Source organism: Nitrosomonas sp. Is79A3 (assembly GCF_000219585.1).
Lineage (GTDB): Bacteria > Pseudomonadota > Gammaproteobacteria > Burkholderiales > Nitrosomonadaceae > Nitrosomonas.
Genome location: NC_015731.1, coordinates 345109 through 371341, shown reverse-complemented (window position 1 = coordinate 371341; position 26233 = coordinate 345109). Strand labels below are relative to the sequence as shown.

Genomic DNA, 26233 nt, shown 5'->3' with positions numbered 1-26233 from the left:
TAGTCAGCCCTGAAATATCCACAAGCACTTGATACTATGCTTGAATGATCTGATTCTTAATGCCCATAACGACCGGAAATGTTAAAATATCCAAGTGTTTTCTGGTCGAAATGGTGATTAAAAATGCTAAGACGTAGCGGTACGATTCATCAACCGAATTTGTTTGGAACAGATTTGTTGATGCAACTTGATCCCAATGATCCGTTGCTGAAGCTTGCATCAGCGATACCCTGGCAAGAATTTGAGGAATCATTTTCCATCCATTACGCGGCGGCGGCAGGTGCGCCGAGTAAGCCGATCCGGCTGATGGTTGGGTTATTGATACTGAAGCAGTTAGAGAATCTGAGTGACGAATCGATAGTATTGCAGTGGAAGCGCAATCCTTATTACCAGGCTTTTTGCGGCATGAAAGAATTCCAGCAGAAGCTGCCTTGCCATAGCACGGAGCTGGTACATTTTCGCAAGCGCATAGGTGCGCAGGGTGTAGAGCGGATTTTCCGGATGAGCGTTGGTTTGCATGGGGAATCAGCGCTGGAAGATGTGGTTCATGTTGACACGACTGTGCATGAGAAGAACATCACGTACCCGACAGATAGCAAACTAGCGATCAAGATTATCAATCGCCTCAACAAGATTGGCCCCGCCCACGGCATTTCACAGCGGCGTACTTTCGTCAAAGAAGTGAAGTCACTGCGCCTGGATATTCGGTACTACCGGCACGTGAAGAAAAGAGCTAAGGCCAAACGCGCATTAAAGCGGCTCAGAACCATTGCAGGTGTATTGATACGGGAACTCAGGAGGGAATTACCGCAGCACTGTCTGTTTGAATGCTATCAACGGGACTTTCTATTGTATGAGCGCGTATTACGGCAACAGCAAAACGATAAGAACAAGATCTACTCATTGCACGAACCGCAAGTGTACTGTGTCGCCAAGGGGAAAGACCACAAACAATATGAGTACGGCAGCAAGGCATCGGTCGCCAGTACCGCAAAAGGTAATCTGATCGTCGGCGTAATCAGTCACGAACAGAATCTGCATGACAGCAATACGTTACCAGAGATCTTGCGTCATGTTGAGATTTCGCGTGGGAAAGCAGCCAAGCAAGCCGTATGCGATCGCGGCTACCGCGGCAAACGTGAAGTCAATGGAACCCAGATCATTTTGCCCGGAAAAGGACTCAAGAAAGATACCCGATACCAGAAAGACAAGAAGCGAAAACAGTGCAGGAGGCGTGCCGCGATTGAACCCATTATCGGCCACCTGAAATCGGATTATCGAATGGCGAGGAACTATCTGAAAGGCGCTATTGGCGATCGCATCAACCTGCTGATGGCTGCTGCCGCCTGGAATCTGAAACAATGGCTGCTGGCCATTTTTTGGCTCTTTTTCCCATGGCGGAAACTGCAAATTTATCGGATTCCTTGATGGAAATTTAAATTACCAGGGCATGCATTTTAGTAGGCGCCAGTTTTCTCGGGTAGCTTTTCCAGAACAACTGTCGTTTGATACTTTTTCAGGGTCGACTAAATAGCTCATTCTTTGAGCTTGATGTTGATTTGACCATCTGTTACTTGAATCTCCTCTACACCTTCCGAAAAGGATTTCCAGAATCCTGGGTCAACACCGAATTCACTGACTAGATCAATATTTTTTAATCCACCCAGCCAAGCATTGGGGATAGGAATGCCCATAATGCTGACACCTTTGAGAACAATGACTGGTCTATTATTCTGATAAGCCATTCCGATACCGGCATTAAAACGGAGTGTTTTGCCGCCAAGAACCGGAAAATCTTCGTCAAGCGGGATGAGTAGTTTTGCACTAACGAGGTTACTTGCAAGATCAATAGCTAATTTTTGGGCAAGATCAGTATTCTTAGCGAGTAATGCATTCAATTCGCGTTCTGTGAAGGTAATTGCACGAGGTGCATTTTTTCCGAGTAGGGTTCTGGTTTTAGGAATCCGTTCTCATCGATTTCATCACTATCGTTTTTATGCATGGACTGTGAAGAAAATATTGGCTCATAACCAATTGCGCTAAGCTTGGCCTTGAGTGTTTTGTCTTCCTTTTGATCCAGAACAACGGGTGTAAATGCTGTAGTAAAAATGTAGGTTTTGAGTACCCAGTATGTTCCCGCCATGGTAATTACAATGGTGGAGATAACGATCAGGAGTATATGGGTCCAATGCATATGAGAAGCTCTTATGTAAGTACTTTCAGTAGGATTCATTCTTGTGAGTATATCGTATCTCCCTTAATGGTTACGTTGCTCTTCATACAACAGTGATGCGTTGTTAATTGGCGAGCAATAGTTACCACTTTTGGCGAATTAATTTTCCAGTTTATAAATAAATTCTTTCTAAGAAACAATGCACGAAATGAAATGTCCCCCCTTTTAATTGGACGGATTTATCTAGGTAACGTATAAATTTGTTTTGTAAAAAATGTCTTGTCAGTCCCATCGTTGATCATTTGACTTTTTCGGGCCATGTGCATAAGTTCGATACCAGCCAGGATACTCAACGTGAGCGATATAAATATATTCATACAGAAGTGTCCGGAGATTTAATTGAATAGATTCAGTTGGTTATTATTTTTCGACATGGTTATTTGCACCTCGGTATTTTTAACCAATTGATCGATAGGTGTTTTCTCGAAAAGAGTCAGGCTTAAAATCTGTAGAATTGTGTAAAGCGAAGCTTCGGTATTGAGCCGCTTTTTCACGATGGCAACCAAGACATAAACCGATATGGCAATCCATATCTGCGTTTTGACTGCGTTCTCAGTAGTTCCGTAGAAACGCTTGATACGAAGATGTTGCTTGATCCACTTGAAGAATAGTTCGACCTGCCAGCGACAACGATAAAGCTGAGCGATGGTCAGCGCAGGTAAGTCGAAGTTGTTGGCTAGAAATACCAGATGCTTGTCGTGTTCTGCATCGTAGAACTTGATACGCCGCAGGTGCTGAGGATAATCCTTGCTAGCCTTGGGAGCCCTTAGGGCAATGGTTTGGTCACAGCGCAGTCCGGTGGATTTGTCCACGGAGCGAGAGTAGACGCGGCGAAAAAGCAGATTGGATTTAGCGCGTGTTACAAAAAATGCTTGTGCTTGGTGCATGGTGTACCAGCGAGAAAAATCGGTGAAGCCCCGATCCATGATGTAAAAGCTGCCAGCTTCGGGTGTCAGGATGTCGAACACATTGACCTCGTGCATCTTGCCATCGCTGATATGAATGAAGGTTGGAATATTGCCGCGCAGGTCAAGCAGCGTATGCATCTTAACGGCAGCCTTGGTGGAGCGGAAACGTGCCCACGGAAAGACGCTCAAGCACAAGTCAATGGTCGTGGTATCGAGTGCGTAGACCGTTTGTTCCAGCTCGACAGCAAAGCTGTCGCTGGCGTAAAGCTTTCTGGCTGTCTGGATCAGGCTCATCGCGAAATCCATATAGATGCGGCAGTCGCGCTGCTCGTTGGCATCAGCCAACGTACTCTTGGCGATGTTGCCTCGTATGCCCAAATGGTAGAGCTTGGCTTGGTGGGCGCGCAGACAGGTTTCGATGTCGCGCAGACTCTCGCGGTAAGTCAGTTGTGCGAAAGCCATGCACAGAAACTGGTCGAGATGCGAGAACTTGAGTGTTGGATATCGACCTGAATATCTGGCTACGCACTGATGAAACGTGCGCAAAGGCAGGTGCTCCATTAATTGGGCAAACACCAATTTCCCTGCGTGCATATGCAATCTCCTGACAAAAGTCAGAAGTTTGGCGCAAGTTGAAATCGATTACAGAAAAATATGTCATTTAGTAATGGTCGTTCAACGAGTTATCATGCGACAATTCTCGAATCTCCGGACACTACTGATATTCATATAACATTAAAAGAATAATGAATCATCAGGCAGTAATCTTAGAGGGCCCCTACCAGTATTCATTCTATGTGTTCCGGCATATACTTTTGAAGGTATAAGGCGGAATTTCCGGCATGAAATTTTTCAGTTGCAGGGGAAAAGTACGCGAACTGCTCCCCAAAAAATCCTCAACACCGCAACATTGAATGCTGGCATGGGTTTTCGCGTTGCGGCACCGTTGCGGTTGCGTTTGCAATTCGCCACGCCGTGCTGAGGCAGATTGTGGAGGGCACCGCTGCGGTAATGTTACGTTTTATCAGCAACGCGAGTGCTTTGCCGTAAATTTACGAAGATATCCCGGCAAGTACTATTTCTCATCATTGCATTCATAGGTAGAATCCTCAACTTAACTTGAAATAATTATTGAGAGGATCTGACCTTGAAAATTAATATCCATCGCTCTGACACGCGCGGGATCTCAAATCATGGCTGGCTGAATAGCCATCATACCTATAGCTTTTCATCGTATCAGAACCCGGAACGTATGGGCTTTGGCGCGTTACGAATTATCAACGATGATGTTGTGCAGCCTGAGATGGGATTTGGAATGCACGCGCACGAGAACATGGAAATCATATCGATTCCGTTAACTGGCTCGCTTCAGCACAAAGATAGCATGGGGAATCAGCATGTCATTGAAGCAGGTGAAGTGCAAATCATGTCGGCGGGCACAGGCATCACTCACTCGGAATACAATCATTCCACAACTCATGCTGTGAGTTTTCTGCAAATATGGGTTTTGCCCAAGAAACTGAATATAGAACCCCGGTATGAGCAGAAAAGATTCGATGTGACACAAAGAAAAAACAAATTCCAGATCATTGTGTCACCCAATGGTATGCAAGGCTCATTATCCATCAATCAGGATGCCTATTTCTCGATGATTGAATTCACCGAAGACCTTTCGAAGGATTATGAATTGTATCGGGAGGGTAATGGAGTTTACTTATTTGTCATTACCGGATCCGTCAATGTTAACGGTACTTGCTTAACTGAGCGAGACGGCGCGGAAGTCACCGAGATATCAAACTTGCAGTTGAAAGGACAGAAGGGAGCACAATTACTATGCGTGGAGATTCCATTATAGCAAAATACTGATTTGAGCTTCCTTCGAAAAATAGTCTACCAAGGGTGGCGTACAATTAACGTTACATTTGTAAGGAAGATGATGATGATGAAGATACCGAAGCAGGAATACAGGACCGACTTGAAGGAACAAGCGATCAAGCAAGTGAAGATGGGGAAGGCGATTATTTTGGTATCGATGGAGCTAGCTGGGGCTGGTAGAACAAACGCTGAGCAACTGGGTATAAAACAGCATGGAAAAATGATCAGGGAAAAGGAAACCAGCGTCGAAAACTGTCCACCCCGTTATGTGTCATGATCCAGCATTCTGCCGGAGAAACCTGGAGTGTTATTTATGGATTTTATTGCCGAAATCAGAAGGCGTTGACGGACATCTCAATCGCCAATGAGGTTTCTAAATGACTGGCTAATCCTCAACAGAAGAAAAAGCTGATAGCATAAAACTGTTCGCCTGTTGGAAGACGAAAAACAGAGGGAACCTCAATATGCTGCTGCTCTAAATTGTGCTTGATACCGTGCAATAGTATTACGCCCAATATTCTCTCTAGGTTGAACTTCATGCAGTTTTGGAAAGCTTTTAATAATATCTTTATCCGGCATAACTATATATCCATCTATTCCACATATCCCATCATCCCATTAACGTCTCTTGACTTGATATAGCGAGCAGGGTTATTAATGTTATTCCCGATTTCATCGAAATGCTTTTCACCGCACTTAATCTTTGCTCCTTCAATATGACGGAGATCGTCCCACCACGTACTGCCTTTTGTTTCGACTACTAAGTAAAGCTTTTCCTCGCCCTCATCCTCGACCACTACAGCCCAATCTGGGTTGTAAGTGCCAAGCGGAGTGGGTACTTTGAACCATGAAGGCAGCTTGGCGTAAACCTTGACCTTTTCGTTCTTCTCTAGGTCTTCAGCAAAGGATTTTTCGACGCCAACTGAGTCATAGACAACGTGAGTGTAAACGGATTTTTGCGTTTCTAACGTGTTTTCGAGATAACACTTGAGCTCTTCCTGCCGAAACAATTCTTGTGTATAGAAATGATCGTCACCGATTTTAGTATAGCGAATGCCATCGGCCAAGGCCAAACGTTTGGTGCGATTAATCGCTTCAGATGCGTAATCGATGAATTGCTGCGGATTACGTTTGAAGTCTTCCAGGCGCTTACTATCACATAAAATTTGGACAATGCTTTTACGTGTGAGCTGTGTTTTGTCCTGAAGATCAGTAATGATGTCCGGTAGCTCAATGTCATTTTCGTGAATTGTAGTGAACCCGGATGCTGAAGTTTGTTCAGCGATCACGCCGCCTTTGCCTATTGCAATGTCAGCCTTGCGGAATTGCGCTCTGGTTTTCGTGATGGGGGGACAATTTCTAATAGCCTCGGCGCAATCTTTGATGAGTTTGAGATAATCAAACTCGACACGATAGGTAGTTTTGTACTTAATCCTGTCCCACAGCGTCTTGAATTCGTCAGAGGCAAGAACAGCTTCGCGAGTATGAATAACCTGGCGATTATCGGCGTTCTTAATATCCAGCCTGCCCGCCACCTTGCGAAGCAATGCCTGAACATTGATTTCGATCAGGTCGGCCTGTTTTTCGCCATGCTTTGAAATCAAAGCCTGTTTTATCTCTGGCGCAAGGGCAAATCTGCCATCTTTGAGAGCATTTTTAAGTAAGTCTTGAACTTTACCTTTTGCATCTACATAATTCGAAGCGTTGAGAAAAGCCCAAATTTTTTTCGATGTTTCATACCCTAAAGCGGCAGGCTGTCCCATTGAATCTGTTAGTGGAATATTCGCAAATTGTTGATCTTCCACAATTCCGAATCTAATACCTATTCCTGTTTCCGGGTCTTCCATTTCCTTTTGAAGGTTCTCTGCAAATTTCTCATAACTTTCAGTTGCAATAACTGTCAGCGTATTGATGTCATTGCCACGCAGGCGCTGGCCATGCTGATTAACGCACAAGCGCAATCCACGACCCAGGGTTTGTCTGCGTTCACGTTCGCTTCCCATATCTCGCAGTGTGCATATCTGGAATATGTTGGGGTTGTCCCAGCCTTCCTTTAGGGCGGAATGCGAGAAAATGAACTTCAACTTGGTATCAAAGCTGAGCAGCTTCTCTTTTTCCTTCATGATAAGGTTGTAAGCACGCTCGGCATCATCACGACCGGACTGGTTGCTTTCCGCAGTCTCGACGGAGCGGCCTTTTTTGTCGATGGAGAAATAGCCATTATGGACTTCGGCAGCATCGGCTTCCAGGTCAATCTCTTTAAAGAGGCTTTGATAGTCGGCAGACTTGGCCAGCTTGCGATACTCTTCCTCAAACATCAGGGCGTACTTGCCCTTTAGCGGATTTCCGTCCTCATCATACTGGCGATAGTGCTCAACACTATCAATGAAGAAGAGGCTCAGGACTTTGATAGGCTGATTGTTGGCGGCAAAAAGCAGTTCTTTATCGAAGTGCTCTTTAATCGTGCGCCGGATCATCAGGCGCTTTATCTGGTCAGGATCAACGCCGCCGATAGCTTCACCGGGGCGCAGCACTTGATCAAAGCCGTCGCCTTTTACCTCGATGGATTCATTGTCTTTTCCGCAGGTAATTGTGCCGATCTGCATGTTTTCGTAGATCGAACGATTGGTAATCTGCTCCAGGTCATCGCCGTCATCGACGGTCAGAATTTCACGTTTGATATTCTTTCCACGCTGAACATCAAGCTCAACCTTCGCGGTAATCGAGCCTTTCGTGTTGTGTGTGGATTCAAGGCGGATATAGGGCTTGTTGTTGCCACTATCAATTTGCAAGGAAGCAACTTCAATCTGCTTGACCAAGCCGCGCTCATAGGCATCCACGGCATCCAGCCGGAATGTCATGTGGTGCTTATCGACGTGAGTGGCAGAGTAGCGCAGAGTGCAAAGCGGGTTCATCGCGCTAAGTGCTTCCTTACCTTTTCCCGTCAAGCCACCGTCCACGCTTTGCGGCTCGTCGACAATTACAATTGGGTGCGTTTGCTGTATGAGTTCAATAGGTGCGCCAGTTTTGCTTTCGGCAACATCAACGGATTCATGATATTTGTATAAATTATTCACCTCCTTTTTGTTTATCGCACCCACCGTCATAATCATAATCTGGACATTAGAACTGGTTGCAAAATTACGAACTTTCTCTGGCTTGGATGAATCATAAAGGAAGTATTCATATCCCTTTGCTTTTGGATAAAGCCCTTCAAAATGCTCTTGCGTTATTTGCAGGGTTTTATAAGTCCCTTCTTTAATGGCAACGGAAGGCACAACGATTACAAATTTCGTAAAACCATAGTTTTTGTTGAGCTCAAAAATGGTTCGCAGATAAACGTATGTTTTACCCGTGCCTGTTTCCATCTCTACCGTAAAATCACCGCTGGCGAGTTTTTCGGTGGGTTTCAGACCGTTCTTGAGCTGTACCTGACGAAGATTCTCTTCAAGCTCTTCATCTACTAGCATTAATCTATTACCAATACCAAGCTCGCTCTCCGCCAAGCCCAACGAATGCTGCGAGCCCGATTCCGGGCGGAATGTCACAGTGAATTCGGAGCGCGATATTTCTTGGCCTTTAAACAGGCTGACTACGGAATCAATAGCGGCCTGCTGATAATCCAGATTGTCTTCAAAATGCAGCTTCATTGAATATTCAAAGCCTCCAGTTTTCTTTCAAAACACCAAGCAACTCTGTTTGACGATTTTCCAATGAAGCTGGAGTCCACTCGGGGCTGTTCAATACCTGAGTAGTCAAAATGTAAGAAGACACGCCTTTAGTTCCAGAAAAGTAAGCTGTCTTCTTTTTCGAAAAATCATAATTCTGCGCCTTAGCATTGCGTCGCATAGTTAATGGAACAAGGTTGGCGAGCTTGTGAACCCATTTTTGTCTTTCAGCAACATCAGGCCATATCTGAGCCCACTCGCTTGCAGGATCAACAGTCTGAGGTAGAACATGCTCTATGGTGAGGATGGTTGGGTCATAGGATGCCGCACCATCGGAGAGAAATGCGTCCAAACGCAATAGGAGGTAATTGCGTCTTCTTGGTGTCATTTCATAAATATTGTCGTTTAGCGCAGTTATCATCTTTTGCTTTTCATCGTCTGTTAGCTCAATAGCGGTGACCGGTGACTCAAAAGAATGACTTGTTTTTAGCGCGGCGATAGCCTTGTTGTAGCGCTCAATCCGCTCATTGATATTAAGAGCGCAAACATGCATGAACGCAGCCAAGCGCTCTAGCCTTTGAAAGAACCAAGCAACGTATTGTGGATCATTTTTTTTGTCGGACAAAAATCGAATTGCAGAGGGAATCCAATCTGAGTTGTCAATTCTGTTAAGCCATCTGAGGTATGAATTAATTTCCTCCGCATGGGAGACAGCTTCGTAACTACTTTGCTTGACGATTGCCAAGGCTGTGGCATATGGCTCTAAAACTTCGCCAATGAGTTTTTCAGGCTGCGGAACTATAGAAATCACATGGGAGCGGAACTCATCCAACAAAGAGCGCTTGGCCTTTTCCTTAGCGTAGATCATGCGAACGTAGCTAAAAAGATCGTTGAAGCCGCCACGCCCAAGCTCGACCTCCATATCCTCCCAGCGCTCGTTATACTCGTCCCGCTCTTTATCGGTTTTGAGCTTGCCGATAATGTCTGCTTTGATAATGTCGGTGGGTTGCAAATCCAAGCCTCGACTGTTCATCACGGAAAACACACGAAACGCAGATTGCTGGCTGGGTGTCGACACAGCAACCAGAAAGCATCGCTGAAGCAGAAAAGCAACGAATTGTTTGATGTTATCCGGTGAATCACCGAGAGAAGTTTTTACTCGATCTTTAAATAGATTACTATTTCGCTTGATATTCAGTCTAGACTCGTTATCCAAGCCTTTGTCATCGAGCACAAAGAGTTCATCAAACCTCAGTTCCTGAACATATTTCAGAAAGAATGCCTTGTCGCGTTCGCGAAGAGTAAGCCTTGGTTTAGGCTCCAGCCCTTCAAACTCATTACCAGGTTCAAGAATATACTTACAAAGCGTATCCCGCTGTTTTCCCTGCATCGTGGAAGCTAGCACTGAAAGCAGAATAGTTAAAGTAGTCAAGCGTTGCTGACCGTCAATCACTTCGGCATAGGGAACGCCTTCTTGCTTGATTAAGACAATGCTGCCAAGGAAATAACCTTCTTCAGGTTCTGATTTGTAAAAATCGAAAAGATCATCAAACAGCTCTGAAGCCTCATCTACTGTCCATGCATAGGGGCGCTGATAAGATGGGATTACATACTCAAAATCTGAGCTGAATATCTTGGCAAGCGGGTATTCTGCGCCACTGATTTTTTTGCTCATGCCAATTCTCCTTTATAAGCTACGCACATGATTTATACCATTCTGTTCCAGAATGGCGGCCATGTTGGTTTTGGAAACGTCATCGCGGAAAGCGCTATCGCGGAAAAACACATGCGTCTCGCTGACTGGTGCAAGCTCTTTGTGCCAGTCGATAATCGCCTGTGCAACATCCTCCACCTGCTCGCGGGAAATGGATTCGTCTAAACAAGCGAATAGCGCTCCGTAGCCAATGCTGTAAATATTTTTGCTTGCTGCTTTGCGACTTTCAATGGGGGCAGAAAGATCAACGCCTCGCTTAATTAAGAGCTCGTATAAAATGTCTAGCTCAGATCGGCCGCCAACAAGATTTTCGTGATGTGCAAGCAAAGAGCTTTCAATATCTGATGCCCTCGGATTCCATGCCTTGATATTTGATCGGTTTAACTTGAACACCTTAAATCCGGAATCAATTCCATTCAAATGGCCTTCAGTATTGCACTTGCCCCTAACCAACCTAATTCTTTCTTTTGCAATTTCGCAGATGTTAAGCGGTAGGTTTTTTGATCTTAGGTAGTCAATGGAATTCGATATAATTTTCTTTGACAAGCCCGCTGCCGATTTCTCCATCGATACAAGATCTTCAGGAAGCTGAACGAGAATACATCTAACTGAAGATTTCTTTTGGATATTTAGAAGGGTAGTTGCGTGTAGAGTTGATCCAGACCCGGCAAAAAAATCCAAAACTAAATCGTTATCTCCTATAGAGAAGGCCTTCATTAATTCAGCTAAGAGCTCTTCATCCTTGGGGTTTGTGAATATGTTCTCGCCGAATAGTGCCCTTAGTCTTTTGGATGCAGCTCTGCCGTCCTTAAATCGCATGCTTGTAAGGCTTTTCATTTCTGTATTTTTCAAATAGGTTTTCAAGCATGGAACGGTGGTTTCATCACTTCCAAAATGGACGCCATTGTCAGAAATGAGTTGTTTCATTTTTTCTGGCGGACAAAACCATCCTCTCGATGGTGGCTTCACATTTTTCTTTGTTATAGGATGTTGTACGTCGTAGACATATTGACCTACGTTGGGGCCAGATATGTTGTCAGGAAAATAGATCCCCTTTTCATCCATCCAGCTGTAGTGCTTGCTGTCTCGAATTGGATTTGAATCAGGAAATTGATTGAACCATTCTAAAGCATCTTTATGTATGGCCTCCCAATCGTTTCCTCTATTTTTCTTAAACCCCTCAAATGCCTTGTAAATTTCATCCAGCCCTTCTTTTCTTTCTAACCAATAGCCTTTGTTTGAACTTTTATTTTTCACGAAAACCACAAAGTACTCGTGCTGAATTGAAATATAATCCTGGTCGTTTTTGCTGCTATTTTTCCAGATTATTTCGCCACAAAAATTCTCCTCGCCAAAAATATTTTCCATGGTTTTGACAAGATTTGCATGCTCGCTCTCGTCTATAGATACAACAATGACTCCATCGTCAGAGAGAAGCGACCTGGCTAGAATCAGGCGGGGACAAATCATGTTCAGCCAGTTGGTATGCTTCCTTCCTGCTTTTTCTCTACCACTTTCACTAACATTCCAATCGCCTAGGTCGCTCTTTTGGCCTGTATATTTCAAGTAGGTGTCTAGACCTTCTGAAAATTTATCTGGATATATGAAGTCTTTGTCCTTGTTATATGGGGGGTCGATATAGATCATCTTTATCTTATTCGCATAACTCTTCTGGAGCAGCTTCAGCACTTCAAGGTTATCGCCTTCAATAAAAATGTTCTTGGTAGTATCCCAATCCACGCTTTCCTCAGGGCATGGCAGCAGCGTTCCTGTTGATGGCGTGAGCGCGATCTGGCGTGCCTTTTTCTTTCCGTGCCAGTTCAAGCCATATTTTTCTTCGTCTTCATCCAGCACACCCGCATCGCCCAAAAGCTGGCGCAGGGTTTCGAAGTTGACACCACCTTCGGTGAAGACTTCAGGAAATAGCCTCTTCATTCGATCAACATTTTCGTCAATGACGTCGGTGATCTGGCCGTCTTCTGGGGTGACTTGCTTCATTGTGCTCTCGCTATTTGAATCACTCATTCTTCAATGCCTTCTATTTTCCGTTACAGGCCGGCCTTTATCTGGCCAATCTCATCGTTAATCTTTTTTACTTGGGTATTCAGCTCAACCTGCTTGCCCATTTGCTTTTCTTTTTTCAGCTTGTTGGAAAGCTCAGACTTTTTAAGCTCAAGCTTTTCCAGTGCGCGCAGCTTTTCAAGCCTGCTTTTTCCCCCGCCGTGCGCTGGGATTTCCTCAAGACTGAACGCTCCACTATGACTTGCACAGTTCATGGCTATAACACGTTCGGTTACAGATTTATAGAAATCAAAGAAATTCTTGAAGGATAGATTGTTGATAGTCAGGCTTTGCAGGAATGCATGGTCGGTATCCGATGGGGTGTTCAGTTTGATCCAATGGGTTATCAGGCTGCCCTCGATTACCCATTTTTCTTGGTCGGCTTGGTTAATGCGCTTATCCGCCACGCTGAGCGCAAGATGCGGTTGGCTATCCATGTCGCAGGTAAACAGCAAAATCAGCGGATATGGGATAGCGCGGTTAACAAAGTGAGCAATGCGCTTTACGCGGCTAGAATTGGATAGTTCGAAGTGCAGCACGGCCACTTCGGGGTAATCACGCTCATTGTCGCTATAGGGTGCGATATTGATCGTGGCGGGCTTTAGGGTATAGAGCCAGCGAATTTTATTGATGTCGTCCTTCAGGCAGGCTTTGTCCGTTGCATCTAGCAGGCTCTTCTTACCATCAGATGCATCCAGAAACAGCTTTTTATAAACGGGCTTGTTCAATGCGCAGCTTGGCGGAATAGCAAGATTTTGCAGAAAGTCTTCGAAAACGTTGTTATTCATTACCGCCTTCCGCCTGATTGTCGGTTAGAATCAGGTACGACACCACGGCGAAGTCTTCTATGCCTTGGCTACTGGTGGCGGTAAGCACTGTGCCGCCTTTGGCAAAGAGGCTTTCCACGCCTTTTTCTTCACTTTTACCTGCAATGCTGTCCACTGCAACGGCCAGCAAATGCTGGTGATGCTCCATGTCTCGGCCCTGCTTGGTGCGATTATTCACTTGCTCGGCGGCGGCTTGATCTACTTCGGTATGCGTGAAGGCCTGGCGTTTGAGCAGGTCGAGCACTTTTTTGCTTTGGGTAAAATTCAGTTCAATAACGGCATTGTCAGATACATAAACTAGGAAGTAAGGCGCGAGTGGATAGTTATCATCCACCTGCACGGCTTCTTTGCCTTTCCTGATATTTTTGAGGCAAAAGATCACGCCGGGCTCAATACCATCTTCGGCCAGATCGTCGTCGAGCGGCACAGCGGAATACAAGCCTAATGGGGCTTTTTCCAGCTTGGCCATATTCGCTTTGTGATTCTGGTTCATGTAACCGGACAAGTCCATGCGGAAGTCATTCAGGGTTAAATCCGTTATGGATACACCGCCCGCCATGTCTTCCAGATCAACAACGGCTTCCTTGAGTTGCTGGAGCTGCTTACGCCGATATTCGAGGTCGTTCATCTCTTTGGCGTTTTCGTCGATGACGTTTTCTTCGCCTGTGGCAGAGATATCAAGCAACACCATGCGGCCTGAGACTCTGGCTTCAAGTTTGATGTACTCGTCCAGCTCCATGTTCGGCCAGAAATTAATGAGCTGGATTTGCGCATTCCTGGAGCCGAGGCGATCAATACGTCCAAAGCGCTGAATGATCCTGACTGGATTCCAGTGAATGTCGTAGTTGATGAGCGTGTCGCAGTCCTGGAGGTTCTGGCCTTCGCTGATGCAGTCTGTGGCAATCAGCAGATCAAGCTCTGTGGTTGCATCTGGGTCTAGCTTGTTACGTTCTTTGGATATGGGCGAAAACGCCGTGAGAATATTGTTTAGCTCTGTGCCCAAGCCTGTGAGCGTGGTTTTATTGGTGCCGCCGCCTGTCACCAACGCGCTATGAATGCCAAGCCCTGATTTTGCCCATTGCGCGAGGTGGCCGTAGAGGTATTGCGCGGTATCGGCAAAAGCCGTGAACACAATAACTTTCTTGTTGTTGGGGTTGAGCTGAATTTTTACCTTCGTTTCGATTGCCTGCTTTAGCAGCTCCAGCTTGGCATCACGTTCAACCGTTACGTTTTTGGCTGTCTCTGCAATACTGGACAGAAATAGCTTGTCGGCTTCAAGTTCCTGCTTGAAGCGGATTATGTCCATGTCCTGCAACAATACCTTGGTTTTGTTACCGATCAAGTAGGGTTCCAGCTCCGTAGATTCCAGTTCGAAGTCGTGAATGTCTTCGATGTTCAGCGCTTCAATGTCACCAGACTCGTGCTCTTCAATTTTGGTAAGCAGGTACTCCACTTGTCTGGCCAGCTTATCGACCGTCAGGCTGAATGAATGGATGGAGCTTTCCATGCGCTTGAGCAGGTTCACCCGCATCAGGTGGATAAGGCTTTCCTCACGGTCGATCTGCTTGAATACGCCCTTACCGCCACCTACGGCTTTGTCGTAGCGTCTTGCATATTCTCTCTTCTTATCGTTCCTGACAAATTTCAGCGGGGAATAGCCTGCCAAGGAGAGCCTGCGGATGGTTTTATTGACTTCTTTCAGCGGCGGGAACTCACCCGACAAGTCAAAATCGGCATAGATGTTTTTGGGCGGCAGCCTAGTAGGAAACTCACCTATGTCTGCCGTGCCATAGTATTTTTCGATATGTTTACGGGAACGTGCAATTGTCACGACATCGAGTAGCTTGAAGTAGTCAAAGCTCATGCTGTCGAGCAAAGTTGTTGTGGTGCGCTTTTCAACAGGCTCTTTCACCCATTGGTTAAACTGCTTTTGTGCCAGCCTGAGTGTGGATTCAATGCTCTTGATACCGACATCATTGAAGGCATCGTCCCGGCCTTCAGTAATGAAGGCTACTTGATTCTTCAGGTCGTTCATTCGGCTGTTAACCGGAGTAGCTGAGAGCATGAGCACCTTGGTTTTAACGCCAGAGCGGATAATGTCATTCAGCAGGCGCTCGTAGCGGGTTTTGCCCTCGGCCTTGTTGGGATTGTTCCTGAAGTTATGAGACTCGTCGATAACGATGAGGTCGTAATTACTCCAGTTCAAAGTTTCGAGATTGATTGAGCCTGAATAGCCCTTAGGGCGGCTCAAGTCGGTGTGATTAAGGACGTCGTAATTGAAGCGGTCACTGGCAAGCAAGTTGCGCTTGTCATTGATGGTGAACATCGTCCAGTTATCACGGAGCTTTTTAGGGCACAAAATCAGTACCCGGTCATTGCGCAGCTCGTAATACTTTATTACCGCCAGGGCTTCAAATGTTTTACCCAGGCCCACGCTATCGGCAATGATACAACCATTGTGTTTTTCGAGCTTGTCGATTGCTCCCAGCACGCCGTCTTTCTGAAACTTGTAGAGCTTATTCCAGACGATGGTATCTTTGAATCCCGTTTTGCTACGGATAATGTTCTCTTCGTCGATGTCTTCCAGAAAATCTTTGAAAATGTTGTATAGGGTCAGGAAGTAGATGAAGTTCGCTGGTTGGTCGGCAGCGATGAAGTCGAGCCTGTCAATCAGCTCGTTCTCAATGTTCTTGGAGCTAGCCTCATCCCTCCATATACCGTCAAACCACGCCAGCAATTGCTGCGTGGTTTGGGTGTCTGATATTCCCGTGTTCATTTGCAGGTTATCCGAGCGAACATCTCCCAAGCCAATAGGAGAGAAAGTTGCACTGCCATGCACAGCAAAGCTGTCTTCGCCCGATTGCAAGTGAATGAGGTTCTGCGCGACCTGCGGCGTTTGACTGGCTCTAACCTCGACCTTGCTCTGAAGCCATTTGGCACATTCGGCGGCAATGCGTTTTTGATCGAGTTGATTAAGCAACCTGATTTCCTGCTCCGTACCAATCAGGGATTGCAGGTTTTGGTCTTGCCAGTTGGTCAGATATAAGCGCGTTTGCTGGGTCTTGGACAATTCCTTCTTCAGAGAAGCAAAACCATAAAGGGTAAAGAGACTGGACAGGACGGCCAGATTTGAGCCCTCAAATGAACGCTCCTTCAGCTCTTTGCCGACATAGCCACTGTTTTTGTTATCTAATAACACAATTGCCTTCTTTCTAACCTATCTAATTATCCACTATCTATTGCTTTACATTAGAGATACTTGCATTTCTAATGCCGTGATTTTAAATCTTGACGTTCGTCCTAATCTTTCTATGAAAAACCAAATAGTAAGATTTCTGTTGAAGATATTATTTTTAGGTAATTCATACTTTTATCTATTCCAAGTAATTCATGGAAGAATATGAGAAAACTCAGTAATCAACAACCACAAAGTTATTGGGTGTAAATCATTTTTCGACCATAAAGATAGGAATTGATACAAGTAAATCCCCTCCTAAAATCTTTCAGTCACACATACTTCTTGTGAAACGTCCAAGGAAGTAAAGCTTAAGCAGCTTGATCGCAATCACTAGCTTCAATTCCGCTATTACACATAGTTTCTCTGTTTCGTTCCCCAGCATTTCCGCTAGTTTCACGATTCTTCTCCCTATTTTTTCTAAATAACTTCTATCAGGGTTGGTCACGTACGTATCCGGCTCAGATAGGGGTTTATACCGTCCATTTATCAAACGCTAGGCTGGTTTTACAAGTAGTTATTCACGCTGAGCATCGCTGACGCTCATTTCTTTATTATTTTTTAAGGAGTTTTCTATGGCTATTCAATGCCCCAAATGCAGCTCCACCCTGATCATAGCCCGTAATATGGGCAAGAAAGTCTGCTGTGGCATCGGTATCGTCGCTGGCGGCGCTCAAGGCGCTTCGAATGCACTCAAAGGTGCCAAAATCGGCGCGGAAGCCGGTGCCTTCTTTGGTCAAACCGGTACTTTCCTGGGTCGATTCGCCGGTGCGATGGTGGGTGCCATGATCGGCGGCACCTCCGGTGGCATCGCCGGTGCCAAGGTCGGCGAAATGATTGATGACCGGGTGCTGGATAACTACGAGTGCATGCAATGCGAGCATGTCTTCAGGATAGATTGACGCTGAATCTTTCGGTACACCTCTTTTATTTTCTTTTATTCTCTTTTTCTCTCTTTTTCACATCCACGCATGCATCGGTCTGTCGCTCACTTATACGCGATGGCCTATTCACGTGCATTTTTACACTTACACATAAGGAAAAACACTATGTCACATCTCGTTCAAAACATGGCCTATACAGGCGCAACACCTTGGCACCAACTGGGCAATCAATTACCCGCCAAACAACCGATTGAAGTCTGGGCAGAGAAAGCCGGGATGGATTGGAGCATCTGTGAAGCGCCAGTGCGCTACATGACGGAGCAAATCGGCTCACTCGGTTCATTGAGGTCGTTTGACGAACAAAAGGTGCTGTATCGCAGCGATACCAAAGCACCATTATCCGTGGTCAGTGAACGCTATCAAGTCGTTCAACCTATGACAATTCTGGAGTTTTATCGTGATCTCACGGAAGTATCCGGTTTCGAACTTGAAACAGCGGGAGTTCTCAAAGAAGGCAAGAAATTCTGGGCCTTGGCACGAACTGGCAAAGAAGCGAAGCTCAAAGGCGATGATGTTGTCAATGGCTACATCTTGCTTGCCACATCCTGCGATGGCACACTGGCCACTACCGCAACACCGACCACGATCCGCGTGGTGTGCAACAACACATTATCCATCGCGTTAAATGGCGCCAGCAGCGCCATCAAAGTGCCGCATAGCACCAGCTTCGATGCGCAAGCCGTCAAAAAACAGCTGGGCATCGCTGTATCACAGTGGGACAGCTTCATGTACCGCATGAAAACCTTGTCTGAACGCAAAGTCAAAAGCCATGAATCGCTGAATTACTTCCTCAAAGTCCTATGCCAAACCGGCAATCATGACGATCAAACCTCTGGTCTCAAAAATGAACGCGCATTAAAAACCGTGCAATCGCTGTATGAGGGTCACGGCAGAGGTGCGCAATTGTCAGCTGCTAACGGCACGGCTTGGGGATTGCTATGCTCAGTCACCGAGTTTGTAGATCATGAAAAAAGAGCTAGAAGCCAAGGGCACAGACTCGATAGCGCATGGTTCGGCCAAGGTGCGAGTCTCAAACAACGTGCTCTTGATTATGCTCTGCAACTGGTTGACTGAACGCCCTATCTGTTAATTCATCTGGCATTACTCTCTCTTACAACCCATCCAATATTGCATTGGCTGGGTTTTTTTCATTTTGAAACGAAAAACTACCGAACAGGAAAAACCATGAGCAATTCTCTTAACACTGAAAAGCGAACGAGGCTTCAGCCTGCTTTGAAACTCGTCAGAACCAATGATCTCAACCGGGATCAATGGCTAACAGTTCGAAAAAGCGGTATCGGCAGTTCCGATGCTGCTGCGGCTGTTGGTCTTAATCCTTATAAATCCCAGCTTGAATTGTGGCTTGAAAAAACTGGCCGCGATGACAATCTGCCGAAAACAGATCCCAACGACGAATCTAGCCCGATGTACTGGGGAATTCTATTGGAGCCTTTTGTTGCAGCCCATTACACCAAGCGTACCGGCAACAAGGTCAGACGCATCAATGCCGTATTGCAGCATCCCATTGAGCCATGGATGCTGGCCAATATAGACCGGGAAGTGATCGGCGCAGCGGATGTGCAAATACTGGAATGCAAAACTACCGGAATAAATGGAGTACGGCTCTGGAAAGAAGGTGTGCCGGAATATGTTCAGCTCCAGGTCATGCACCAACTGGCGGTCACTGGCAAACAAGCTGCTGATGTTGCGGTGCTGATTTGCGGCCAAGAGCTGCAAGTACACCGCATTGATCGGGATGAGACGATGATCGAACGTTTGATAGAGCTGGAACGGCAATTCTGGCGTTTTGTAGAACTTGATCAAGCACCGCCTGCCGATGGTTCGGATTCTGCTGATGTGGCATTGCGTTGCCTGTATCCGCAAGATAACGGAAAAACGCTCGATTTAAGCCGTGATTCGGAAATGTCGCAGGCATTCTCGGATTTGCTGGCAGTTCGGCAATTACTCGCCAGTCAAAGCCAACTCGAATCCCAATTAAAGCAACGCATCCAACAACGCTTGGGAGACATGACAAAAGCGCTATTTGAAACCGGCGAAGTGACCTGGAAACGCAGCAAAGACAAAACAGATCTGGATATTGAGCAACTACTCAAAGATCATCCCGATTTGCGACAACGCTATTGCCTTACCAAGCCTGGTTCAAGGCGTTTTCTGGTAAATGCATCGACATGACTGGCATTTTCTAAACAGAACTACTTACTCCTCATTAACAAAAATAACACTCCAAAGGAACTACTATGCTCAAAGGACTTGCATTAACACCCCCGGTGATTGGCCGGATCACCATCGGGAAGATCGTAGAAAAGAATGGTAAACGGCTTCCTGAAAAGGATGATGAATTTACGATTACCAGCCAAATACAAAACAAGGATGGCTGGATCAATCACCCTTTGAATGAAACCTTGCGTAAAGAGCATGGCAACAAGTTACGCAACATACCAGTCAGATTGCTATTTAACGATCCGGATCTCAATTTGCGCGCCAATTACACTTTATTCGATCGGCAAACCGGCAGACCCGTTTGTGTTGGCAATGGTGAAACATGCCGACGGGCAACCAAGACTGGCATCCAATCTTTCAACTGTCCAGCTCCTGAGTCTTGTGAATTAGCCAAGGGCGGCAACTGCAAACCTTATGGCCGATTGAACGTTCGTATCGACGATGAGGATGAATTGGGAAGTTTTGTGTTTCGCACCACTGGATTTAACAGCATCAGAACACTTTCAACCAGATTGCGGTATTTTGCTGCGGCATCGGGTGGTTTACTTTCCACGTTACCATTGGAGCTTCGCCTGCGCGGTAAATCGACTACTCAATCGCATCGAGCACCGATTTATTACGTTGATTTAACTATCAGGACGGGCATGACGATAGCTGAATCCATTGCCAAAGCCAGGGCGTTAGCTGATGATCGAAAAACAGCAGGTTTTGTTCAATCCGCCTTGGATGAAGCTGCTAGATTGGGGTTTGATAATGGGGCCTTCGAGGATTCTGAGGAGGAGGGTAGTGCTGTGGTTGAAGAGTTTTTTTCTGATGACACTCCCGCAGATGATCAGGGTAAATTGGAAAACAAGAGCGATTTGATAACCAAATTAGATAAAAAAGTGGAGCAACTCAAGTTATCTGGGGAATCTGTGCAGTGTTAAAACAAACGAAGAGCACTACTTATTAATAGAGCAACATCGGATGAATAGCATCCGATGTTGGAATTGCATCAACGGCAGCATGAAACTAACCAGATCCGAATACCGTTCTTATATTCACCGCATAATGGAAAAATGTACTAATTTGATCGGAATTTGCAAAAAGAAAGAGATGTACATAGTTGGCTCACTTTTGTCTGAATGGATGTACATAGTTTTCCCATAAATATTGTTTATTAAGTAATTTTTCTGCTTCAGAAAATAATCGATTTAAATTAATTCAAAAGGAAAATAAGATCTAATTTGATAATTTTCTGTGGAGAAAGAAATTAATTTTTATTTAGTTGCAGGTTAAAAGGATAATGCGGAGAAAAAATGCGAGCAGTTTATGCTTGAATTTTTTTTACAATTTTCTGCTTACAAATCTATAAAGGAGGACTTGACGAAGGACTAATTTTTATCATAAGATTGACACTGTTTATTTCAGTGAATTTTCTTATGATATAAGTGTTAAATCTGTTTTACCTCATTTCTTCTTAACGATCGTCTAATAAAATTTAACGATTGTTTCATACCGAAGCGCCGTGATAATAAAAATCGTGAGCGTATTCAATATAAAAATGCCAATCATGTGTTTATGATTTGGCATAAGTGACCAAAGTGTTTTGCTAAAGTCGCTTTCTATACTCAGCATGGTAACTCTGCTACTCACTGCAGAAATTTACAATGCCCCATACCTGTAGTTCAGTATTTTAAAACCAAACTTTAATTTAAATTTTGGCATTTGAGCTTATTGTATCGCATCGATCATTCGCTCACGGCCTTGTGATGTGGAGACGTACTATGACTGAAAATAATCCAAATAATACCTTTATCCGGTTACCTGAACTCACCCGGCTTACAGGATTGAGCAGAAGCTCCGTCTACCTAAAGATAAATCCAAAATCGAAGTATTTTGATGAGCTTTTTCCTAAACCCGTTCCACTTTCTTCGGAAACTCGCGGTGCAGTAGCTTGGTTACTTGCAGAAACAAACCAATGGATCGAATCACGTATTCAGGCGCGAGCAGAGAAAGAAGTGACCGTTAAATCTATCTGCCAGAGAAAAAGCTGAAGGGGATAACTTTGTACATATCCATCAATTCTGATTTTGCCTTGTTCTTAAGGAAAATTGATAACTAAAAACACTGGAGTGCTTGGAGATTTTTGAGGCAAAAGATTATGCATTATATATTATTATATTAGAGAGATTATTATAAATATAATATAAGAATAAAGATAATGATAGATATATTAAAGTTATATAGATAATAAAATATAGATAGATATATAGATATATAGATAGATAGATAGATGAGTTTCTATTTCATATTATTTTTATAACTTATTTGGTAATAGATTGGTTGCAGAGATGCAAGATAAACTCAAACTAATAAACTAAGCTTGGTATAGAGAGTATTGCAAATCCAGATTATCTATTCATCAATATGGAAAGATAGGAAATCAACAAGTTTTTATATCGATTCTTAAATGCCAGGAAATACTCCAAGCGCTATCGTAATTCCAATTGAATGGAGATAGCTATGAAAATATCTAAGAGATTAAGTCCTGAGGAGTTAGATATTGTAAGTAAAGGTTTTATCGAATTACTTGCTCGTACTTCTGAGGAAAGCGGTATACCACAGCCTAATCAGGCTAATTTTGAGTATGCAGCGGGAGCGCGATCATGGGAAACTCATTTGGACATATTAGCGGAAAAAGGGAGTTGTCACGAAATAATCAAGAAACCTATTTTAACAAAAAGTAAGGACTCAGAGGAACTCACAAAAGCCAACATTCGATATTGTAAATTTAGTAACTCATGGAAAGGGTTTTTTGTGAGATTCCTTCCGAAATTTGTCTTCCAAATCAGCGAGCTTCCAAGAGAATGCTCCTATAGCATACAAGTTGATATTTTTAGAGCGGTTTGCAGAGACCGTAATTTCTGGTTTAGCGATCCCTTTTTCAGAGATTTTTGCGAGAATCATTATCGTTGTTATGAGTTATACGACGAGTCGGTATGTGAACAAATTCGAGTGTTCATAAATGATTTTGTTAAAGATTTATACTTGAGGCTACGAGAACCTAAAACAAGAAGAAAAATTCTCGAGGCAAGGAAAGCGGCAGAACGTAATTCAAAAGAATATTGCAAATATGCTGTGAGTCTTTTTACTGCAAGAACTCCAGTTATTGTCGTAAGGATCGATCTATCTTATCTAGAAGGCATTCAGGTGAGCATTAAAGATGCAATTAAAGACCTTGAGCATTTTCATAGGAATATGCGTCACAAACCGAAGCTATTTAAGGGGTTACTTGGGTACATCGAGAAAATAGAGTATGGGCTGAGTAAAGGCTTGCACATCCATGTATTACTGTTCTTTACATCGGAGCGGCAATCCAATGCTGATGTTTATTTGGCACAATCAATCGGGGAATATTGGGTCAATGAGATCACAGGCGGAAAAGGTCATTATTGGAATGGCAATGCCCAAAAAAAGGAGTACGAAGCTTTAGGGATTTTAGGTATAGGTGAAATTCACGCCCACGATGAAGCGGCGATCTATTGGCTGTGCTACATAATAAATTATTTTTGCAAAGTGGAGCAATTTATTAGACCTATTGCAGATCCAAAGACAAAGCTGCTTCGGAGAGGTGTAATGCCTAAAATGATTGGTCCTAAGCGAGGAAGACCAAGAAATATAGAGCAAAATCCTATGTTATCCAGTGTTATCGAGAAAACCCAGGCAGTTTCAAAAGGATATAACCCGCATCAATCGGCATCTTCGATATTGCAAAAAATTAATCTCGCAATTTGATTTTCTTCCAGAACCTAATGCTATCGATTTTAAAGGTCGTTTCGTAATGGATTATTAATGATAGGAATTCCCCGGTTCTGCCGGGGAGTTACCGAAGATTTAACCCTTGATAAAAAAGAAACAATGATTATTAATTTATGGTGTCTGATAAGAGAATGTTTTTAGCTTGAGCACTTGAAACTGTTAATCCGCTTCAGGTCCTAGCCCTAGTCGGGGAGCCAATTAAAAATAATTAATTTAATATGTGTAACCTAATCAAGGACACGATTAGCCGGTAATTTAAAGTATTCAGCCGTATTACTAGCGTTTCTTGCAATAGCGATGTTGATTAGCATTTGAGATTTACCAGCGAATAGCGTCAGATTTTTTCAGGATAAACTTATAATTGATTATAAATATTAATTACTTAATTACTTAATTACTTAATTACTTAATTATTTTATTCCTAGTAACAATAGTAAGTGGTAAATTTCTAATGCTGATTGACATCGATATGCGAGCTCAGCACCGTCTTCGTCCTGGAAATATAACTTTTCGTCCATCTACAAACGTCCGCTTTTTTTTAAACGTCGATTAACAATCCAATGGTAGAGTGACGACAATAATGGCCGAATCACTGGCAGACCAATTAACCAAGCCAACGGTTTTAGTAGGGATACCCGAGACATCAGCAGAATATAGGCATCTAGTTCCGAAACTATCCGCTGCTGCTCATCGCGAACATGCAGCTCAGACAAGGCCTTGTGAGGATCAATACCGATATCGCGCAGATGGGCGTTCTGCCCGGTGATATCGAACCAGCATACATCTTCCCCTCCTTTTCCCGCCAATTTCTCATAGTTTTCTCGATCCTTGATACAACTGGAGCATGAGCCATCATAATAGACGGTGATTTTTTTCTTTTCTTCGCTCATCATTAATCCCTTCGATCAGGTACAAAAACAGCCGTCAATGACTGTGTAGAAATTGGAATCGCACCTACACAGCCTGAACCAACAATCAATAGCGTTATTGCACTACTATTTGGATGAAACCTTATACACACCTGCTGCAGAAACACCGAATGCTAAGTGGGCAATCACCGTAATCCAATCCCGCGTTTCGACAAACCATGGGAAAATGATGACAAAACCGTACATGTTAATAGTGAATATCCCTAAACCATATAAACCACCCACAATCAGCATGCAGTTCCATTTCCACTATTAAACCGCGTGCGTTGATAACGCGACAATGAAGCAGTTATTTCTAATTTACAATTTATCCGCGTGATGACTGAGATAATCTGCGACCCCTTCAGGACTTGCCTTCATACCAGGTTCTCCAGTTTTCCAACCGGCCGGGCAAAGTTCACCACGTTCTTCAAAGAATTGCAGCGCATCGACCATTCGTAACATCTCGTCGACATCGCGCCCAAGTGGCAGATCATTGACTACTTGGTGGCGTACGACACCTTTTTTGTCGATCAAGAAAGAACCACGCAACGCAACATGATTCGCATGGCTGACTCCATACGCGTGCATCACTTCACCGCCCAGATCTGATACCAGCGTGATATCGATCGGGCCGATACCACCTTGAGTTATCGGTGTATTACGCCAAGCGTGATGGGTAAAATGAGAATCTACGGATACGCCGATGACTTCGACATTACGCTGCTGGAAATCTTTCGCCCTGTGGGAGTGTGCGATGATTTCCGATGGACAGACAAACGTAAAATCAAGCGGATAGAAAAACAATACCGCATATTTGTCACGAATATGGACATGAAAATTGAAATTTTCATCAAAACTACCATTAGGCAAAACAGCAGGTTTAGTAAAATCGGGAGCAAGATGCGTGACGAGTGTAGACATTATTTCTCCATTCTGGTTATGTTAAGGAATCTTTGAGTATTGAGTAAATCTAATTACATAATTACAAGCATGAAGACAAGAAAGTAACCTTTCTTTTTGCTTTTTTAGAATGATGTTCAACATGACTGTGTAACGATACAAGCAAAGAATTTGACAAGGTTTTTGCATGAAAGATCTGAAGTAATAGAAATGACAAATAATCAAATTGCAGCTTACAATGCGGTGTTAAAAAATGAATCTCCGCTAGAAGTAGTGCGGTGGGGCATTGAACGGGCAAACGGTCATGCCATAGTGTCAACGAATTTCCGTCCTTTTGAAGCAGTTGTTCTGCATCACTGCGTTCAGGTGCAACCGGATATTCCCGTGCTTTGGGTAGATCACGGTTACAATCGGGCAGCCACTTACCGGTATGCCGAGAAGCTCCGCGATATGCTCCATCTCAATCTCAAAATCTATGTACCCAAGCTAACGGCAGCCTATCGTGATGCAATTTATGGCCCCATTCCAGACATTGACGATGAGACTGAGCTGAAGAAATTCAGCGCGATGATGAAATTAGAGCCCTTTCAACGTGGTATGGAGGAACTTGCACCCACAGTATGGTTCACTGCATTACGCAAAGTACAAAATCCGCAACGCGCCAGACTGGATATCATTTCCGAGGATTTGACTTATAACACAATCAAAATCAGCCCTGTCTTTTACTGGACGGATGCCGACATGGAAAATTATCTGGAACAACATAACCTGCCTAATGAGTGGGATTACTTCGATCCCGCAAAAGCGGACGAGAAGCGCGAATGCGGGATTCATGTTAAATGAGTAAGCTTGTGCTATCAAATTCAGTTTTGAGCATGGGCTTAATTTATTACATTAAAGTGCATACTTAACGAA

Annotated in this window: 21 protein-coding genes; 10 read left to right on the top strand and 11 right to left on the bottom strand. The window is 44.2% G+C overall.

The annotated features are described in order from the left end of the window. Positions 1-123: 123 nt before the first annotated feature. Positions 124-1428, top strand: a complete 1305-nt coding sequence (locus tag NIT79A3_RS01650; protein WP_013964526.1) for an IS5 family transposase — start codon at positions 124-126, stop codon at positions 1426-1428. A gap of 107 nt (positions 1429-1535) precedes the next feature. Here the strand turns inward: NIT79A3_RS01650 and NIT79A3_RS19260 are convergent, their stop codons facing one another. The 3 genes from NIT79A3_RS19260 to NIT79A3_RS01640 all read right to left on the bottom strand — a co-directional run bounded on the left by NIT79A3_RS19260 (position 1536) and on the right by NIT79A3_RS01640 (position 3735). Next, a complete protein-coding gene (locus NIT79A3_RS19260) occupies positions 1536-1898 on the bottom strand; it encodes a hypothetical protein (protein WP_348225685.1) in 363 nt (120 codons plus the stop codon). Next, complete coding sequence (locus NIT79A3_RS19255) at positions 1895-2194, bottom strand: hypothetical protein (protein WP_348225684.1); 300 nt, start codon at positions 2192-2194, stop codon at positions 1895-1897. The genes NIT79A3_RS19260 and NIT79A3_RS19255 overlap by 4 nt, the downstream gene beginning before the upstream one ends. Before the next feature lie 374 nt (positions 2195-2568). Further along, entirely contained in the window at positions 2569-3735 is a 1167-nt protein-coding gene (locus tag NIT79A3_RS01640; protein WP_013964525.1) for an IS4 family transposase, read from the bottom strand. Positions 3736-4288: 553 nt separating this feature from the next. On the opposite strand from NIT79A3_RS01640, the gene NIT79A3_RS01635 reads away from it, so the two are divergent. Continuing rightward, positions 4289-4996, top strand: coding sequence for a pirin family protein (locus tag NIT79A3_RS01635; RefSeq protein ID WP_013964524.1), 708 nt, complete (start codon positions 4289-4291; stop codon positions 4994-4996). 84 nt (positions 4997-5080) lie between these two features. After that, positions 5081-5293 (top strand): hypothetical protein, encoded by a 213-nt coding sequence (locus tag NIT79A3_RS01630; protein WP_083817935.1) that lies wholly within the window; start codon positions 5081-5083, stop codon positions 5291-5293. A 316-nt stretch (positions 5294-5609) separates the two neighbouring features. Here NIT79A3_RS01630 and NIT79A3_RS01625 read toward each other — a convergent pair whose 3' ends face one another. From NIT79A3_RS01625 to NIT79A3_RS01605, 5 genes are read right to left on the bottom strand one after another with little or no spacing between them, the layout of a single operon-like run. Then, complete coding sequence (locus NIT79A3_RS01625; protein WP_013964521.1) at positions 5610-8666, bottom strand: DEAD/DEAH box helicase family protein; 3057 nt, start codon at positions 8664-8666, stop codon at positions 5610-5612. 7 nt (positions 8667-8673) lie between these two features. Continuing rightward, complete coding sequence (locus tag NIT79A3_RS01620) at positions 8674-10359, bottom strand: DUF262 domain-containing HNH endonuclease family protein (protein ID WP_013964520.1); 1686 nt, start codon at positions 10357-10359, stop codon at positions 8674-8676. A 12-nt stretch (positions 10360-10371) separates the two neighbouring features. Next, positions 10372-12423, bottom strand: coding sequence for a site-specific DNA-methyltransferase (locus NIT79A3_RS01615; protein ID WP_013964519.1), 2052 nt, complete (start codon positions 12421-12423; stop codon positions 10372-10374). 23 nt (positions 12424-12446) lie between these two features. Continuing rightward, positions 12447-13247 (bottom strand): DUF4391 domain-containing protein, encoded by an 801-nt coding sequence (locus NIT79A3_RS01610; protein WP_013964518.1) that lies wholly within the window; start codon positions 13245-13247, stop codon positions 12447-12449. Further along, positions 13240-16485: a helicase-related protein gene (locus tag NIT79A3_RS01605; RefSeq protein WP_013964517.1), complete on the bottom strand. Its 3246-nt coding sequence runs from the start codon at positions 16483-16485 to the stop codon at positions 13240-13242. Before NIT79A3_RS01605 ends, NIT79A3_RS01610 begins: the two co-directional genes overlap by 8 nt. Positions 16486-17096: 611 nt before the next feature. Between NIT79A3_RS01605 and NIT79A3_RS01595 the strand changes: the two genes are divergently transcribed. The 6 genes from NIT79A3_RS01595 to NIT79A3_RS17655 all read left to right on the top strand — a co-directional run bounded on the left by NIT79A3_RS01595 (position 17097) and on the right by NIT79A3_RS17655 (position 23483). Next, a complete protein-coding gene (locus NIT79A3_RS01595; protein ID WP_013964516.1) occupies positions 17097-17423 on the top strand; it encodes a membrane protein in 327 nt (108 codons plus the stop codon). A 147-nt stretch (positions 17424-17570) separates the two neighbouring features. Beyond that, positions 17571-18539 (top strand): DUF932 domain-containing protein, encoded by a 969-nt coding sequence (locus NIT79A3_RS01590; RefSeq protein WP_013964515.1) that lies wholly within the window; start codon positions 17571-17573, stop codon positions 18537-18539. 111 nt (positions 18540-18650) lie between these two features. Beyond that, positions 18651-19658 (top strand): lambda-exonuclease family protein, encoded by a 1008-nt coding sequence (locus tag NIT79A3_RS01585; RefSeq protein WP_013964514.1) that lies wholly within the window; start codon positions 18651-18653, stop codon positions 19656-19658. A 65-nt stretch (positions 19659-19723) separates the two neighbouring features. Further along, on the top strand, positions 19724-20632 hold the full coding sequence (locus NIT79A3_RS01580; RefSeq protein ID WP_013964513.1) for a hypothetical protein: 909 nt from the start codon (positions 19724-19726) through the stop codon (positions 20630-20632). 840 nt (positions 20633-21472) lie between these two features. Beyond that, positions 21473-21742 (top strand): AlpA family phage regulatory protein, encoded by a 270-nt coding sequence (locus NIT79A3_RS01575; protein ID WP_013964512.1) that lies wholly within the window; start codon positions 21473-21475, stop codon positions 21740-21742. Positions 21743-22211: 469 nt separating this feature from the next. Beyond that, positions 22212-23483, top strand: coding sequence for an inovirus-type Gp2 protein (locus NIT79A3_RS17655; protein ID WP_013964511.1), 1272 nt, complete (start codon positions 22212-22214; stop codon positions 23481-23483). A gap of 542 nt (positions 23484-24025) precedes the next feature. Here NIT79A3_RS17655 and NIT79A3_RS01565 read toward each other — a convergent pair. The 3 genes from NIT79A3_RS01565 to NIT79A3_RS01555 form a co-directional block, all read right to left on the bottom strand. Then, positions 24026-24397, bottom strand: a complete 372-nt coding sequence (locus tag NIT79A3_RS01565; RefSeq protein WP_041360054.1) for a DUF393 domain-containing protein — start codon at positions 24395-24397, stop codon at positions 24026-24028. A 105-nt stretch (positions 24398-24502) separates the two neighbouring features. Then, positions 24503-24670: a hypothetical protein gene (locus NIT79A3_RS18095; protein ID WP_198009378.1), complete on the bottom strand. Its 168-nt coding sequence runs from the start codon at positions 24668-24670 to the stop codon at positions 24503-24505. 66 nt (positions 24671-24736) lie between these two features. Next, entirely contained in the window at positions 24737-25339 is a 603-nt protein-coding gene (locus tag NIT79A3_RS01555; RefSeq protein WP_013964508.1) for a peroxiredoxin, read from the bottom strand. Between the two features lie 189 nt (positions 25340-25528). Between NIT79A3_RS01555 and NIT79A3_RS01550 the strand changes: the two genes are divergently transcribed. Then, complete coding sequence (locus tag NIT79A3_RS01550; protein ID WP_013964507.1) at positions 25529-26161, top strand: phosphoadenosine phosphosulfate reductase family protein; 633 nt, start codon at positions 25529-25531, stop codon at positions 26159-26161. Positions 26162-26233 lie beyond the last annotated feature (72 nt).

Coding starts and splice junctions, on each gene's coding strand:
- NIT79A3_RS01650 (WP_013964526.1), top strand. CDS start 124: ATGCTAAGACGTAGCGGTACGATTCATCAACCGAATTTGTTTGGAACA.
- NIT79A3_RS19255 (WP_348225684.1), bottom strand. CDS start 2,194: ATGCATTGGACCCATATACTCCTGATCGTTATCTCCACCATTGTAATT.
- NIT79A3_RS01640 (WP_013964525.1), bottom strand. CDS start 3,735: ATGCACGCAGGGAAATTGGTGTTTGCCCAATTAATGGAGCACCTGCCT.
- NIT79A3_RS01630 (WP_083817935.1), top strand. CDS start 5,081: ATGATGAAGATACCGAAGCAGGAATACAGGACCGACTTGAAGGAACAA.
- NIT79A3_RS01625 (WP_013964521.1), bottom strand. CDS start 8,666: ATGAAGCTGCATTTTGAAGACAATCTGGATTATCAGCAGGCCGCTATT.
- NIT79A3_RS01620 (WP_013964520.1), bottom strand. CDS start 10,359: ATGAGCAAAAAAATCAGTGGCGCAGAATACCCGCTTGCCAAGATATTC.
- NIT79A3_RS01615 (WP_013964519.1), bottom strand. CDS start 12,423: ATGAGTGATTCAAATAGCGAGAGCACAATGAAGCAAGTCACCCCAGAA.
- NIT79A3_RS01610 (WP_013964518.1), bottom strand. CDS start 13,247: ATGAATAACAACGTTTTCGAAGACTTTCTGCAAAATCTTGCTATTCCG.
- NIT79A3_RS01595 (WP_013964516.1), top strand. CDS start 17,097: ATGGCTATTCAATGCCCCAAATGCAGCTCCACCCTGATCATAGCCCGT.
- NIT79A3_RS01590 (WP_013964515.1), top strand. CDS start 17,571: ATGTCACATCTCGTTCAAAACATGGCCTATACAGGCGCAACACCTTGG.
- NIT79A3_RS01585 (WP_013964514.1), top strand. CDS start 18,651: ATGAGCAATTCTCTTAACACTGAAAAGCGAACGAGGCTTCAGCCTGCT.
- NIT79A3_RS01580 (WP_013964513.1), top strand. CDS start 19,724: ATGCTCAAAGGACTTGCATTAACACCCCCGGTGATTGGCCGGATCACC.
- NIT79A3_RS01575 (WP_013964512.1), top strand. CDS start 21,473: ATGACTGAAAATAATCCAAATAATACCTTTATCCGGTTACCTGAACTC.
- NIT79A3_RS17655 (WP_013964511.1), top strand. CDS start 22,212: ATGAAAATATCTAAGAGATTAAGTCCTGAGGAGTTAGATATTGTAAGT.
- NIT79A3_RS01565 (WP_041360054.1), bottom strand. CDS start 24,397: ATGAGCGAAGAAAAGAAAAAAATCACCGTCTATTATGATGGCTCATGC.
- NIT79A3_RS18095 (WP_198009378.1), bottom strand. CDS start 24,670: ATGCTGATTGTGGGTGGTTTATATGGTTTAGGGATATTCACTATTAAC.
- NIT79A3_RS01555 (WP_013964508.1), bottom strand. CDS start 25,339: ATGTCTACACTCGTCACGCATCTTGCTCCCGATTTTACTAAACCTGCT.
- NIT79A3_RS01550 (WP_013964507.1), top strand. CDS start 25,529: ATGACAAATAATCAAATTGCAGCTTACAATGCGGTGTTAAAAAATGAA.